Consider the following 14,045-nt stretch of genomic DNA (forward strand, 5'->3'; position numbering starts at 1 on the left):
TTCATCTAATTCTTTAACTGTCTCAAATTTCATGTAGCCTCCTGATTTTGAGGCTCTAATATACACTCAAAAGTTTAATTTCGAAAGATGTCTATTCTATGACTGATGGCTTTTCAAGTTGAAAAGTCATCAGTCATTCTTCAAAGACATCAAAATTTGCCCTTGTTCGTTTTACCGCCTATATATGGGGCATCATTTCTTACTTTGCCTCCAGAAGGAGAGCTGAATAGGGAGGCATTTCATAATGCTCTAAGTTCATGGGAATGGGATTTTCAAGAAAATCGTCAGGTGAGTCTTTGCTGGTGTTAACAATCCAGTACCATTGCGTGGAGAGTGGGCTAGCGGGAATGTGTACTTTTATTGGAAATCCATCTGCATTAAACGCTGCATACAAGGTGCCTTTCTTATTTGGATTTTTAAGAGTAAAGGCGATAAAACGGTTGTCGACCTCCCACTGAGGTTGGAAAGGCTCTTCTCCGTGCCAATCGATGTCATCGGGTTCCAAAAATGTGGATCGTTGCAAAATAGGATGGGCATGTCTAAAATGAATCAGCTCTTTATAATAACGATAGAAGGCGTTGTGATTTTTTAATTGATCCCAGAGAAACCAATTGAGTTCGTTGTCTTGGCACCACGTGTTATTATTGCCTTTTTTCGTGTGCCCATATTCATCTCCCATTAAAAGCATGGGTATACCCTGAGAAAGCATCAGGATTAAGTGAAAATTGCGCATTTGCCTTTCACGTAATTGAAGAATTTGCGCATTCTCAGTGACTCCTTCTTCGCCACAATTCCAGCTGTCATTGTCGTTTGTGCCGTCTCGATTATCCTCGCCATTGCTGAGATTGTCTTTCATGTTATAACTGACAAGATCGCGCAATGTAAAACCATCATGGACGTTGATAAAATTAATGCTGCTGGTTGGTGCTCGCCCATTTCCGTACATGTCGGATGAACCAGATATCCGGGTCGCAAATTCCCCTTTTTGGTGATCGGTTCCTTTTATAAATCTTCGGATGCTATCCCGATAACGCCCATTCCATTCACACCAACGATTTTTTTGAGGATAAAAGTCTCCAACCTGGTAAAGCATTCCGGCATCCCAAGGTTCTGCAATTAGTTTGACTTTTGATAGAATGGGGTCTTCAGAAATGGCTTCAATGACCGGGGGAAGAGGAACTGGAATCCCTTGTTCATCGCGCGTTAAAGCAGAGGCTAGATCAAAACGAAAGCCATCCACATGCATTTCTACCACCCAGTATCGCAAACAATCAAGAATGAATTCGCGCACAACAGGGTGATTGCTATTCACTGTATTTCCGCAGCCGGTATAGTCTTTGTATTGCTTTTCTTCATCTTGGATATAATAGATCTCATCTGCTAAAGCTCTAAAACAAAATCCAGGTTTTTTTTTTCCTCCTTCTGCCGTATGGTTAAAAACGACGTCAATAATCACTTCGATTCCATGTCGATGGAGCTCCCGCACCATTGTTTTAAATTCTTGAATGACCACTCCTGAATTTTCTTCGGATGCATACCGCTTCATAGGGGAAAAGAAATTAACGGTAGAATAACCCCAATAATTATAGAGTTGCTTTTCCTGATTGGGGAATAGCTTTTGGTATTCATTTTCGTTAAATTCTTGGATAGGGAGCAATTCGACGGCGTTAATGCCTAGGTCTATTAAATGAGGAATTTTTTCAATCACACCTAAAAATTGTCCTCGGTGTGAGACTTGACTAGAGGGGTGCTGTGTAAATCCTCTCACGTGCATTTCATAAATGACCAAATTTTGCAAAGGCAGGTGAGGCGATTTGACATTTTGCCAATCAAAGGTGTTTGCTGAAGGATGAGCACAAGAGGGGGCGTAATTGCCACTTTTCCCCCATATATGTGTCGATGTTAGAGATTTAGCATAGGGATCTAATACCTTTGTGTAATGGCTGCCATCTTCTTTTTTTATTTCAAATGCATATATTAAATCGGCAGGAAGATTTTTCACATATGCGTGCCAAATTTCACCGGTCTGGAAAAGAGGAATTTGAGCAATGGGAGGATCAGTGGGTTTTAAAAAAAGATGAAGGGTTACGTTTTGGGCCTGATGCACAAAAAGGGAAAAATTGATTCCGCCGCAATCACCAAAGATACCTAAGTTAAGAGGGGATCCTTTTTCTACTTGAAAAGACTGAAGCTCTGACACGTATTTGCCTAAATTAAAGGAATTAGAGATAATTTGTGTATACCGAACTGAAATTTTATGTGCAAATTTTTTTATAGGGATTATTAGTTAAATTAAAATTATTATTGTTTTGTTTTATTGATTGAATTGCAGTTTATTGTTTAAAGATATTATAATAAAAAGATGTAAAAAGGATGTTTATAGTTTATTGTTTATATGAATTTATCAATGATTTTAGAGAGTAGGGATTAGGGGGCAAGCTGCAGAGAAAACAGTTTACTTTTAAACGACAATCTTGCATCTTTGATCTTTTTTAAGAATGGATTCTTACTTAAAAATTATGAAAAACTTTTAAACTGTAACCCTAGGTTGCAGCGTAACCTTTAGGAGGTTGTGTATGTCGTTTGAAAATGCTAAAGAGAACCTTAAAGAGTTCGGGAAAGAGCTTGGTTTAGAGGGGTTAGAGTTTGACGAGAACAATACCTGTATTTTGGGGATTGATGATGAGTTTTCGTTACATTTAACTTACGAACCAAATTCTAAAAGACTCTATCTCTATTCTCCTCTTCTGGATGGACTTCCACGCGACGACAAAACAAAACTACGCCTTTACGAAAAACTACTAGAGATGTCCATGCTCGGTGGCCAAATGGCGGGTGGGGGCGTTGGTGTTGCTGTGCAGGAAGAGCTAATTCTTATGCATTGCACCATTGATATGGAACATGCAGTCCCATCAGCTCTCAGAGCGTTTGCTCCTCTCTACGTAGAAACAGTAGAAGGCTTACGTAAGCTTTGTGCAGAAATCTCAGAAGGTAGAGATACAGCTTCTAAGCCAAAAGAAAGCGATATGCTTCCTGGTGGATTGTCTGGGAAAAAAGGCAATCAAGGATTTATCAAAATCTAGTCCCCTGTAAATGTGCCGTTGAATATTTCTTGATTCAACGGTGCATCATTTTTATGCAGAGTGGTTGGCAATCCAATCTCTAATCTGTATACGAATATCTTGTTCTTCTTTTTTCAGGTGATTGAGTTCTGTCTGAAAACTCTCAAGTAATTCTCCTAATACGGAATAGGTCTGGATGAGGCTTTGATCGATTGTTTTAAAATTCCACTTCTTTTTGCAAAAATCTAATAGTTCAGAATAGATGGTAAGGGCAGATTTTGAAAGGGCTTTTAATTCAATGTCATCCTCAGTAAGAGTATTTTGGTATTGCTGAAGCGTTTCTAACGTTTGCACAATGACCCGTTGAATGGCTTCTAGATGTTGGGCAATTTGTTGGTTAGGATTTCTTCCAAAAATATAGCATAAAATTCCTTGTTTTTTTACGGCGTAACGGACGCTCAGGATTCCTTCCACCAATTCAAGCAGCAGCTGTGTTTGGTTGTGTAGACCTTGAATACTTTGCTGGAGATTAAGTGTATGGTTTAAAGATCCTTTAAGGGCGGTATAAATAGGCTGCTCGGAGGGGTAAAGGCTGAGAATCATGAGGGAAAGATCTTCTTCCATCCGGTCAATATTCTCTTCTGCAGTATCCTCCAAAGAATCTAAAAGATGATCCATTCCTATGAGTTTTTGTTTTGTTTCCGCAAGGATTTTTTGAGCAGCTTTAAGCTGCTCTTCTAAATAAAAATCGGATGTTTTTTGATAAAATAACGTATTTTTCAACGTCTCAATAGCCTTTTCCTGTTCAGTTATAGCTGTTTCTACTTGCTCTCTTTGCAAAGATAAAGTTTGTTTTTCAGTATGGGAAAGTCGTAGAAGATCGAGCTCTTCTTTCATCGAACGAATTTTTTGGGGATCCATAGGGTGCATAATTACCTTGATTTTGCTGGCCATATTATTTATGGTATAAAGCTGCAATTTTATACAAATCAACATCAGGGCTTCAAGCATTAAAAAATTGGATTTCAATTTTTACGTGTTTAAAATTTAAGCTCTGAGATCATTAAAGGAAAAGCTATGAATCATCTTTATCTTGCAGGACATCTCGGAGCAGATCCAGAAACGCGTTTTACACCTGGTGGACAAAAAGTCACGACTTTACGTATTGCCACAAACTCTTATCAAAATGGACAAGATGTCACCACTTGGTGGCGTGTGACATGCTGGGGAGACAAATTTGACAAAATCTTGCCTCATTTGAAAAAGGGAAGTGCTGTTATCATCATGGGCGAAATGAAAAAACCTGAAATTTATATGGATAAAGAAGGGCGACCTCAAGTTGCACTTGAACTCACAGCAGAAAGCATTCGCTTTAGTCCTTTTGGTAAATCTGAAAAAGGCGATAGAGAGGGCGGTGCTCAGCAGGGTGGTGGATTTGCGCCTCGTCAGCAAAGTCGTGCTGATTTTGGTGAGCAAACGTTCCAGTCGAATGGGGGAGCGGGGTCTTATGGACAGAATCCTTCTTATGAAAACTTTGAGGATGAAGATTCTAAGCTACCTTTTTAAGGTTGCTCCCAATTCCATAAAGTTGGTTGCCAATATCCGTCTGAGAGCTTTTCCAAAGAAATGCCTATCAGACGGAGTGGCACATCTTTTGTGTGTACCTTTAAGAAAAAATCGCGAGCCTCTTCCCAGATGGTTTGTTCATCCTGTGTATGGCTGAACAAAAGGCGAGAGCGTGTCACTGTGCGAAAATCGCTATAGCGTAATTTAAGTGAAAAGCCTCGCGTTCTAGTTTGGTATTTTTTTAATCGTTTACACGCTTTTTGAACGAGTTCAGATAAAGTTTCGAGTAGAATGGTCGAGTCCGCAAGATCGGCTTCGAAGGTTGTTTCTGCTCCAATGGATTTGGGAAAGTATTCTTCTCCATCAACTGGTCGCTTATCAATGCCGTGAGCTGCGAGATAAAAATAGTAGCCCCGCGTCCCATAACGCTCGATCAACGTATCTAAATCGATTTTTTGAAGATCAGCAATCGTGTAAAGACGATCATCGATTAAAGATTTCTCGGTTTTTGAGCCAATACCCGGAATTGCTCCAATCGGGAGTGTTGCAAGAAAAGCAGCTTCTTCCCCAGAAGGAATTTCATAAAGACCATTCGGTTTAGCGCGTGAAGACGCGATTTTAGCAATTAACTTGTTGCTTGCAATTCCGACAGAACATGTCAGTCCCGTATTTTTCAAGACCGCTTCTTTGAGTTTTCTTCCATACTGCTTAGCTGTCATTTCTGGATCATCTTTCAAGAAGGACACATCCATGTAGGCTTCGTCAATACTGACCACTTCTACCAGAGAAGAGTGCCTGGATAGGATATCCATCACTTTGGAAGAGTAATTCCTGTAAATAGCGTAATCCCCCTCCACAAAAATGGCGTGGGGGCATTTTTTTTTTGCTTCAAATAAAGACATGGCGGAGTGGACCCCATAGGCTCGAGCCTCATAGGAGCATGTTGAAACAACCCCTCGTTTATCGGGGGAACCCCCAACAATAACCGGTTTGCCCTTTAAAGAGGGATTGCGCAGAATTTCAATGGAAGCAAAAAATGCATCCATATCGATATGAAAAATAATACGCTGATTCATTCACCTATTTTCGTAAAGCTCAAGAAAAATGTCACGGAGAATTCACTCCATTGAAAGCCATTCTGGCATCTTTTTTGAATTTACGAAGTCATGGGTGAAGGAATACACTTATTCAAGGTTAAATGGAAGAGGGGTATTTCTTTAACTTCTAGATTCTTAATAATTTAAGGTCAGAGGTGTGGTATGATTGAGAAAAAAAAGACAGGGGAAAAAGCGAGTAAAACGGTAAAAGAAGCCATTGTAAAAAAAGTATCAGTCGCACCGGCAAAAAAATCCGTTTCGATTGCAAAAAAAAGTGATGAAAATGAAGTTCCTATAAAGGAACCCACTATTTCGAAAGAGCATAAGGCTCAGCCTTGGATAAAAGTGCAAACTGCCGAAGGATGGAAAAGAGAAAGGCGCAAAGAAAAAATGGCTAGCAAAAAAGAATAGCTTGGAAGAGACTGCTTGAGTATGATGAAGCAAAGTTTGATGGGACAGGAGCTCAAAATTGCGCATTGTGATAATCGTTCAAGCACGTATGGGATCAACACGATTACCCGGGAAGGTTCTTAAGCCAGTATTAGGGCGGCCTTTGCTTGGCTATTTGATAGAACGTCTAAAAGCTGTTGCTAATGCGGATGGTTTGTTGATTGCTACAACGACGCATCCTCTTGACCAAGCCATAGTGGACTACTGTCAGAAGGAAAATGTGCAAGTTGTCAGAGGAAGCGAGGAGAACGTCTTAAGCCGTTATGTCGAAGCGGGCAAATTCACACATGCTGATGCGGTTGTGCGTATCACGGCTGATTGCCCGATTATAGACCCGAAGATTATCGATCAACAGATTACTTTTTATCGAGATCATGCCCATGAATACGATTATATCACGAATGCTTTAAAGCGTACCTTTCCTTATGGAATGGAAGTGGAAGTCTTTTCATTTAAAGAATTGGAAAAAGCTGCTTCGCTTAAAACAAGCTTAATCGAGCAGGAGCATGTGACACCGGTCTTTTATTTTCACCAAAAACAGTACCGTGTCTTTAATGTGACGTTAGAAGAAGATCTTTCTCGCTACCGTTTAACCGTTGATACTCCCGAAGATTTTGAACTTGTCAAGCGGGTGATTGAGGCGCTCTATCCTAAAAACCCGTTATTTTCTTTAGATGACATTCTTTTACTTCTTCAAAAGCATCCAGAATGGCTCCTTCTAAATGCGCAAATTCAACAGAAAAGTGTTAAAAATGATGGGTGAAATGGAAAAAATTCGATTCGAATGTGTGTGCGTTTCTGAAAACCATGCGCACCAGGTGATGGAGTGGCGGAATGACCCTGTAACGCGTGCGATGTCTTTTCATCAAGAGCTTAAAGAATGGGATCCTTTTTGGAAGGAATTTCAAGAACGTTTTTTTGTTTGTCCTGCATTGCCACCCTTATTCATTTTGGTCGATGGGAATCGTGCGGGCTTTTTGGCCTTTCATCCCATTTCACATCCATTAGGAAAAACTTTATCCTGTTGCGAGATTTCAATTCAAATTGCTCCTGAATATCGGGGGAAAGGAGTGGGTGTTCAAGCGCTCAAGGCACTTCATCCATGGGTTTTGCAGCAGGGTTTTCAAGCGATTTATGCAGAGGTTAAGGATGAGAATGTTGCTTCCCAAAAGATGTTCGTAAAAGCGGGATATCAGGAAATCGGGCACACAGACAAGCATTTGGAAGATTCTGGACAGAAAAGTCCGATTATCCGCTATTTAGTCGAGCTTTCAAAGTCAGAAGCCTCTTCTAAAGTATTTGTTATTGCAGAAGCTGGGTCTAATTGGAGAGTGGGTTCGCCAGCTAAAGACCTTGAAATGGGAAAAGCACTCATTGCCGCAGCTGCAGAGGCCGGAGCCGATGCTGTTAAATTTCAAACTTATCGCGCTCAAAATTTGTATGTGAAAAATGCGGGACAAATCGGGTACTTGGAAAGTTCTGGATTTCATGAGGATGTGTATTCTCTCTTAGAAAATTTAGAAATGCCCTATGAAATGCTAGAAGAGCTGGCAAAGACATGTCAAAAATGGGGGGTTGAATTTATGTCGACTCCTTTTTCTAAGCAGGATTTTCTTTTCATAGATCCTTTTGTGAAGCGGCATAAGATTGCTTCTTATGAGTTGAATCATCCACGCTTATTGGAACTGGCGGCTCAGTCTGGAAAACCCCTTTTTCTTTCCACCGGAGCTTCTACAGAGGCAGAGATCGCATGGGCTGTGAAAACCTTCAAGGCATATGGAGGAAAAGATTTAACACTTCTGCAATGCACGGCAGCATATCCCGCACCGCCAGATAGTTTGAACTTGAGGGCGATTGCCTGGATGAAAGCCCGTTTCCGGGTGTCTGCTGGATTATCAGACCATAGTTTACATCCTCTTTATGCGCCTTTAGCTGCTGTCGCGCTAGGTGCAACAGCCATTGAAAAGCATTTTACACTCGATCGCCATCTACCAGGTCCAGATCATGCTTATGCTCTTCTTCCAGAAGAGCTCAAGGAAATGATTAAAACGATTCGGGAGGGTGAAAAAATGCTCGGAACAGGATTTAAAACAGAAAATGCCGTCGAATCGGAATTGCGTTTATTTGCCAGACGCGGATTGCAAGCGATTGCTCCGATTAAAAAGGGGGGTATTTTTGAAGAGGGGAAGAATATAGATATCCTTCGTCCAGGTAATCAGAAGCCAGGTATTCATCCAAAATTTATCTTCCGGGTGGAAGGAAAAAAAGCCACTCGTTCTTTGTCTGAAGGGGAAGGCATTCAATATGGAGACTGGGAGTGACAACCTTAAAAATGCTTTTTGTGGATCTGGATGGAACGTTAGCGGATAGCATCCCACTTTTGTATCATTTTTATCAGACCTTCTTGGCGCGATATGGAAAAGAGGGGAATGTAGACGAGTTTCAGCGCCTCAATGGCCCGACCATTCCTGAAGTTGTGCGCATTTTAAAACAAATATATGCTTTGCAAGAACCCGTGGAGCAATTACTTCAAACTTATGAGCAAATCTTGCTAGATGGGTACGCAAAAGAAACCCCTCTCGCTCCTTATGCAAAAGAAACCCTCTTGAATTTAAGGAGACAAGGTGTCAATTTAGGTTTAGTGACGGCTGCCAAAAAAACATTAGCGGATGCCTTTTTAAAATCTCACGGAATGGACGATTGGTTTGCGTTTGTTTGCGCAGGAGATCACCTGATCAAGGGAAAGCCTGATCCAGAAATCTATGAAAAAGCTGTTCTTTTAGCAGGGTGTGAAAAACCTCATATTTGTGTTATAGAAGATTCAGAAAATGGAGTAAAAGCGGCCTTAGCAGCGGATTTGGCTGTTATTCAAATCGATCTTCGCCAACAAAAACCTCAGATTGCTGGGAACTGGAAAGAAATCTACCAACGTTTAAAAAGATATGATGAATTATCAGATTATTCAGCTGAGCACACATTTTAAAATTGAGATTGTTCAAACATCTTTTGAAAAAAACTTGTCTAGGGATGTGATAAAAGCGATTGATTTAATCTGGGAGAAGGAAAGTCTAACGCGCCCTATTTTCAATGGGAAAATTTTCTGTGTGCTTTCTTTTCATGAACAAACATTAACGGGTCAATTTATTGAATATAAGACTTATCTCGCCAGGCTGCGGGATTCAGCTTTAAAAGAATTTTTACCCGTCTATGTTTTGGGAGTGACTGGTATTACTCAGTGGAGAAACCAGTTTTTATTTGGCAAGCGTTCTGAAGGTGTGACTTTATATCCTGGGCATTATGAATTCGCTCCCGCTGGAGGAGTCGATCTTGGTGCGGTGAATGGGAATTGTATTGATCTTCAAAAGCAAATTTTAATTGAGCTAGAAGAAGAGGTTCGCTTACAAGAACATGAGGTAAGTTCCATTGCTCCTTGGATTTTGATGCGCGACAAATATTCGGGGGACTATGAAGTTTGTCTACACATTCACTTGGATCCTCAATATTCACATGCAGAAATAGCGCCTACTCCTGAATATTCATCCTGTCTTTGGATCGAAGCTGATCAGTTGCATGCGTTCATATTAAAGCCCGCCCTTTCTTTTGTTCCTTTTACCTATTCCTTGCTTCAGCAGATTTAATCACCCAAAAAAACAGCTTTCCGCTATAATTTTCCCTTTTGTTGGCAAAGGACCGCATCATGAAATACACAAACTTTCAAGCTTTTGAAAAACACGTGCGTCATTCGGCCCCTCAACATTTTTCTCCGATTTATTTGCTTATCACACCCGATGATTTTGAAAGGCAAAAAGCAGAGAATCTTTTGCGCAAGGAAGTTTTAGGCAGCCAGATGTCTTCTCCCTATGCTTTTGTCCAAAAAGAAGCTGAATCTCTGCCTATCCAAGAATTAAAAGAAGAATTGAATACGGGTGACATGTTTGCCTCACGTCGAGTTGTGTTGATTCAGCATCTGGATGCTTTAAAAAAGCCTCAGCGGGAATACTTAGAAGAATACTGTCTCCATCCTTCCGCACAACTTTGTTTAGTTTGCTCTGCAGCAACTTTTAATCGGACCACTCAGCTCTATAAAAAAATGGAGAAAGCCGGCGTTATTTTTGATGTAGAGGAAAAAAAACCTTGGGAGCTTGAAAAATATTTGATCGAGCAAGTCATTGCAGATGCACGCGTTGAAGGGAAATCCATGGATAGCAGTGCCGCACAACTCTTAGTCAAGCAGGTCGGAACAAATCGATCGATGTTACATCAGGAGCTTGAAAAGCTATGCTGTTATGTGGGAAACCGTACAAGCATCACTACGCAGGATATTCAAGCCATTTGTGCGAATGTGCCATCTGAAACGATTTGGCAGCTTGGAGATGCAATTTTTCAACGAGATATCAAAAGTGTGATTCGTATTGGCTTGGCTTTGCTTGATGAAGGAACTCCTTTTTTAATTCTATTGCGTCAAATACGCTCACAGTTTCAGACAAAATATCAATTATGCTCGATTCATGCTGCCGGCGGAAGCCCTGCAGATATGGCCGCCCAGTTTCCTTATATGAAAGGGGCTATTTTGGAAAAAAATTTAAGCATGGCTCGCGCTTATGGTTTAGAGCGTTTTAAAAAAGGAATGATGCTGATCGATGAGACAGAGCTTCTTGCCAAAAATAGTGGTTCAGATACTGCTTGCTTGGCAGAAAGACTTTTTATTAAATTGACTTGCTAAAGGGAGATCACGGACCTCCCTTTGATTTTTTTTCAAGGATATAAAATTTGACCGCGTGAAGCCCTATAAATAAGCCTAGACACTTTTTCAAATTCCTCTTTAGCTGTGTCGTAATTTTCTGGCTCAAAACAGCAATAAATTAGATATACAGCCTGGTATGAAATTTGATTCGGAATGAACTGCAGCAAATAAAAACGTCCAATCCCTTTGTTGGGCACGAAAATGTCTCCCTCACATTGGATGTTCGATCCCTCTTGCTGAGTGTAAATGGGGTTATGAAAGAAGACCCGGTGTTCGAGTCCTTCTTGTTCTAAAAATTCCGCGACATTTCTCGATTTGTAGTACCAAAAATTGTTGCGCGTAATCAAAAACGTAAAGCCACTGTCTTGATAGAATTTTTTTTCATATGTGCCAATGTAAAGTCCACTAGGGGCTTCAGAGCGAATCAATTGATAGGTAACGTGGTGCAACAATAGCAATCCCCGATCCATCTGAGCTTTCGATTAAATCGATAAAAATGGCAAGGCCCTCATTTGATGAGGGGTCTTCTTGTGAATACAAAGAACTGACTAGCATTAGAAAAGCAATAAAACGAATCAGGCTAAACTTTTTCATGTGAATTCCTTTATGGCGTGAATTTCATTTTCCTTTTTGCAAGATATGCAAAGTAATTCTATGTTACGAGAGCCGTTTTTTTTAGGTGAATTAAAATTTTACAAAAGCTTAAAGAGTCACTTGAGATTATCCCGTTCGTTTCCCTTTTCTCTTTTATTGTAATAAGCATACTTTTTTGTTAGATTTGGTTTTTAAAGCTTCTTGAGGTTGGGTATATGTGGCTTGAACACGCTGCAAAATTTCCCAAGCCGTTTTTGATATGGCAATAATAGGTAAAGTCTCTTCTTCCATATCGGATAAGCGAAACAGCTTTTCCTGGGCCATATCCAATAGTTCTTCATCTCTTAGTAAACTTTCCATGCTTTGATGTTCTGTTATCACAATTTGCTTAGCAAATCTGAAATTGTAGGCTTCAGATTGAAAGGACCTGTCGTCTACTACCAAGCAAAAGGGGCATTCTTGGATAAATGTAATTAAGGGACGGCATTTTTCTATCAAGCAATAGCGTTTTTCTACAGCTTTTTTATAGCCATTAACAATAGGGCGTAATGATTCCATACTTTTATCAGTTATAAATCCATCAGGATGTTCTCTCACATGACGTACAACCGAAGCATAGCTTTCACCTAAAAATGCTTTCACATAGACTTGTTCCATCCCAATAAGACAACTAAATTGCATTTGAGCTAGAACACCGACGGCTATCGCTATTGAGGGCAGGTGTTTCTCTGGGTTGTGATTTTTATCTTTGTCACTGATAATTTTAGAAGAGATAAGAATATCTCTCGGGCTATTCATTAAACTATTCATTATATCACTTACGTCATTCATGAAGAAGCTCCAGTAAAAAATCTATGATGTTTACAGGTAATCGAGGGAGATATTTTTCTCTATAATCGTTTGGTTTTTTGTTTAAAAGAGACGAGACAGCGAAGCTGGGAATTGATTTAGAGGACCTTAATGATATAACAGTTGCAATTTATCTGAATTTTGACTAAGCTTTCAGCGAATTTAAATATTTAAAGTGTACAAATTTATGTCTCCTGCTTTGCTTCTTTTACCTAATCTGCTTGGGGAATTGCCTCAGCATCAGTTCTTTTTACCAGCTAGCGTTGATCAAGCTGTAGAATCCATCGATGGATTAATTGCAGAAAGTGAAAAAGCAGGGCGTCGTTACCTAGGGCGATTTCAAACAAAGCGACCAGCTCGTGAAATTCCAATTGCCTTATTAAATAAAAATACACCTGATGAAGATTGCGATTTTCTCTTAGAACCGATTCGTAAAGGGGAGAGATGGGGGCTTGTATCTGATGCTGGTCTTCCATGCATTGCTGATCCTGGTTACCTTTTAGTTCGACGCGCTCGTCAATTAGGTATTTCAATTCAAACTTTTACTGGGCCTTCCGCTTTTGTGATGGCTTTAATTCTTTCTGGACTTCCCGGGCAGTCTTTTTCTTTTCATGGCTATGTTCCTAAAGAGCCTGGAGATCGAGAAAAGAAAGTAAAAGAGTTTGAGAATAACTCCATTCGTACAAATGCAACTCAAATTTTCATGGACGCTCCACATCGTAATCAACATACCTTGGAAACGTTATTGAATACTCTTCAAGATTCCACTCTTCTTTGTGCGGCTTGGGACTTAACCTTACCAAGTCAAGGGATCGTAACCCAACCTATTCGCAGTTGGAAAAAGATGCCTTTGCCAAACCTTGCTAAAAAAAATGTTGTTTTTTTGTTGCACGGGAATGTCTAAGTTGTTAATTAATTCTTTTAGCAAATAATTTTAGCTTTGCTTCCCAGAATGCATTTAAGAGAGCATTTTTGCAGTAAGGAATTTTTTACAAATTAAGTGTTTTTAATTCTAAGTCATTGGTAACAAATCATATTTGCAATCAATGAACTAGAAGAAATTGCTTGAAAAAAACCACTTGTTCCTATATGAATAATGGGAGCAAGGCTGGGCTTCATGGAAAAACTGGCTATTGCTAGCAGAGCGATGGCTCTATTTTGAAAAACATAAAGAGAAAGAAATGAGACACATCAAAAGCGAACGACTTAAAAAACTTGAAGTGGAGCTTAGCGACCTTGAACAGTGGCTTAAGCTGGGATTGGTTCCAAAAAAAGACGTTGAAAAGCATAAAGAAGAAATTGAAAATGTGAAGGCTAAGCTTGAAGAAGAAAAAGAACGCTTGCAGTTTCTCAAGGAAAGTGGTGAAAGTGAAGAGTATATTACTCCTAAACGCCCCATGAACCGCGGAGCTTACACGGATATGCCAACGATTCCCGATATTGATATGGGAGATACTGCGGCAGGCTTGCACGACACCGGATTTGATATGGAAACTGAAGCAAGTGAAGTTGAGAGTTCTGTTATTGAAGAGAGAGATGAAACTGAGCACACTGATGACAACCATGAAGAAGACGATCGAGGAAGTGCGACTGAATCTGACGAAGATGATGAATCCTATTTTAGCGATCGCAATCGTTGGAGAAGAGGGGGCATTATTGATCCCGATGCTGACGACTGGTGAT

The 14,045-nt window shown here is 40.1% G+C and carries 16 protein-coding genes; 10 read left to right on the forward strand and 6 right to left on the reverse strand.

Going from position 1 to position 14,045, the window contains the following annotated elements; genetic code table 11:
• Window positions 1-199: 199 nt before the first annotated feature.
• Window positions 200-2,200 (reverse strand): glycogen debranching protein, encoded by a 2,001-nt coding sequence (locus AOM43_RS00195; RefSeq protein ID WP_059358591.1) that lies wholly within the window; start codon window positions 2,198-2,200, stop codon window positions 200-202.
• Between the two features lie 376 nt (window positions 2,201-2,576).
• On the opposite strand from AOM43_RS00195, the gene AOM43_RS00200 reads away from it, so the two are divergent.
• Window positions 2,577-3,083, forward strand: a complete 507-nt coding sequence (locus AOM43_RS00200) for a CesT family type III secretion system chaperone (protein WP_006339818.1) — start codon at window positions 2,577-2,579, stop codon at window positions 3,081-3,083.
• Window positions 3,084-3,134: 51 nt separating this feature from the next.
• Here AOM43_RS00200 and AOM43_RS00205 read toward each other — a convergent pair whose 3' ends face one another.
• On the reverse strand, window positions 3,135-3,983 hold the full coding sequence (locus AOM43_RS00205) for a hypothetical protein (RefSeq protein WP_226987331.1): 849 nt from the start codon (window positions 3,981-3,983) through the stop codon (window positions 3,135-3,137).
• Window positions 3,984-4,139: 156 nt separating this feature from the next.
• Here AOM43_RS00205 and ssb point away from each other — a divergent pair, with 156 nt between their 5' ends.
• The gene (gene ssb / locus AOM43_RS00210) at window positions 4,140-4,628 is read left to right on the forward strand and encodes a single-stranded DNA-binding protein (RefSeq protein ID WP_006339816.1); all 489 of its coding nucleotides are present in this window, start codon (window positions 4,140-4,142) and stop codon (window positions 4,626-4,628) included.
• Here the strand turns inward: ssb and dinB are convergent.
• Window positions 4,625-5,704, reverse strand: a complete 1,080-nt coding sequence (dinB, locus tag AOM43_RS00215) for a DNA polymerase IV (RefSeq protein ID WP_013925094.1) — start codon at window positions 5,702-5,704, stop codon at window positions 4,625-4,627. The genes ssb and dinB overlap by 4 nt on opposite strands.
• Before the next feature lie 183 nt (window positions 5,705-5,887).
• Here dinB and AOM43_RS00220 point away from each other — a divergent pair, with 183 nt between their 5' ends.
• From AOM43_RS00220 to holA, 6 genes are read left to right on the forward strand one after another with little or no spacing between them, the layout of a single operon-like run.
• Window positions 5,888-6,136 (forward strand): hypothetical protein, encoded by a 249-nt coding sequence (locus AOM43_RS00220; RefSeq protein WP_013925093.1) that lies wholly within the window; start codon window positions 5,888-5,890, stop codon window positions 6,134-6,136.
• Window positions 6,137-6,194: 58 nt separating this feature from the next.
• Window positions 6,195-6,938 (forward strand): cytidylyltransferase domain-containing protein, encoded by a 744-nt coding sequence (locus AOM43_RS00225; RefSeq protein WP_013925092.1) that lies wholly within the window; start codon window positions 6,195-6,197, stop codon window positions 6,936-6,938.
• Window positions 6,928-8,496 carry a GNAT family N-acetyltransferase gene (locus tag AOM43_RS00230; RefSeq protein ID WP_079978219.1) on the forward strand — a complete coding sequence of 523 codons (1,569 nt, stop codon included), beginning with the start codon at window positions 6,928-6,930 and terminating at the stop codon, window positions 8,494-8,496. The genes AOM43_RS00225 and AOM43_RS00230 overlap by 11 nt, the downstream gene beginning before the upstream one ends.
• Window positions 8,493-9,158: an HAD family hydrolase gene (locus tag AOM43_RS00235; RefSeq protein WP_013925090.1), complete on the forward strand. Its 666-nt coding sequence runs from the start codon at window positions 8,493-8,495 to the stop codon at window positions 9,156-9,158. The genes AOM43_RS00230 and AOM43_RS00235 overlap by 4 nt, the downstream gene beginning before the upstream one ends.
• Window positions 9,121-9,813, forward strand: a complete 693-nt coding sequence (locus AOM43_RS00240) for a hypothetical protein (protein ID WP_059358593.1) — start codon at window positions 9,121-9,123, stop codon at window positions 9,811-9,813. The genes AOM43_RS00235 and AOM43_RS00240 overlap by 38 nt, the downstream gene beginning before the upstream one ends.
• Window positions 9,814-9,872: 59 nt before the next feature.
• Entirely contained in the window at window positions 9,873-10,898 is a 1,026-nt protein-coding gene (holA, locus tag AOM43_RS00245; RefSeq protein ID WP_013925089.1) for a DNA polymerase III subunit delta, read from the forward strand.
• A gap of 32 nt (window positions 10,899-10,930) precedes the next feature.
• Here the strand turns inward: holA and AOM43_RS00250 are convergent, their stop codons facing one another.
• The 3 genes from AOM43_RS00250 to AOM43_RS00260 form a co-directional block, all read right to left on the reverse strand.
• Complete coding sequence (locus tag AOM43_RS00250) at window positions 10,931-11,371, reverse strand: hypothetical protein (RefSeq protein WP_148265738.1); 441 nt, start codon at window positions 11,369-11,371, stop codon at window positions 10,931-10,933.
• Window positions 11,334-11,513 carry a hypothetical protein gene (locus AOM43_RS00255; protein WP_013925087.1) on the reverse strand — a complete coding sequence of 60 codons (180 nt, stop codon included), beginning with the start codon at window positions 11,511-11,513 and terminating at the stop codon, window positions 11,334-11,336. The genes AOM43_RS00250 and AOM43_RS00255 overlap by 38 nt, the downstream gene beginning before the upstream one ends.
• A gap of 153 nt (window positions 11,514-11,666) precedes the next feature.
• Window positions 11,667-12,344, reverse strand: a complete 678-nt coding sequence (locus AOM43_RS00260) for a hypothetical protein (RefSeq protein ID WP_226987332.1) — start codon at window positions 12,342-12,344, stop codon at window positions 11,667-11,669.
• Window positions 12,345-12,549: 205 nt separating this feature from the next.
• Between AOM43_RS00260 and AOM43_RS00265 the strand changes: the two genes are divergently transcribed.
• Both AOM43_RS00265 and AOM43_RS00270 read left to right on the forward strand, forming a co-directional pair.
• Window positions 12,550-13,266, forward strand: coding sequence for an SAM-dependent methyltransferase (locus tag AOM43_RS00265; RefSeq protein ID WP_006339800.1), 717 nt, complete (start codon window positions 12,550-12,552; stop codon window positions 13,264-13,266).
• 286 nt (window positions 13,267-13,552) lie between these two features.
• Window positions 13,553-14,044 carry a hypothetical protein gene (locus AOM43_RS00270; protein WP_036745799.1) on the forward strand — a complete coding sequence of 164 codons (492 nt, stop codon included), beginning with the start codon at window positions 13,553-13,555 and terminating at the stop codon, window positions 14,042-14,044.
• Window position 14,045: the final 1 nt, after the last annotated feature.

Origin of the sequence: Parachlamydia acanthamoebae (genome assembly GCF_000875975.1) — a bacterium.
GTDB lineage: Bacteria > Chlamydiota > Chlamydiia > Chlamydiales > Parachlamydiaceae > Parachlamydia > Parachlamydia acanthamoebae.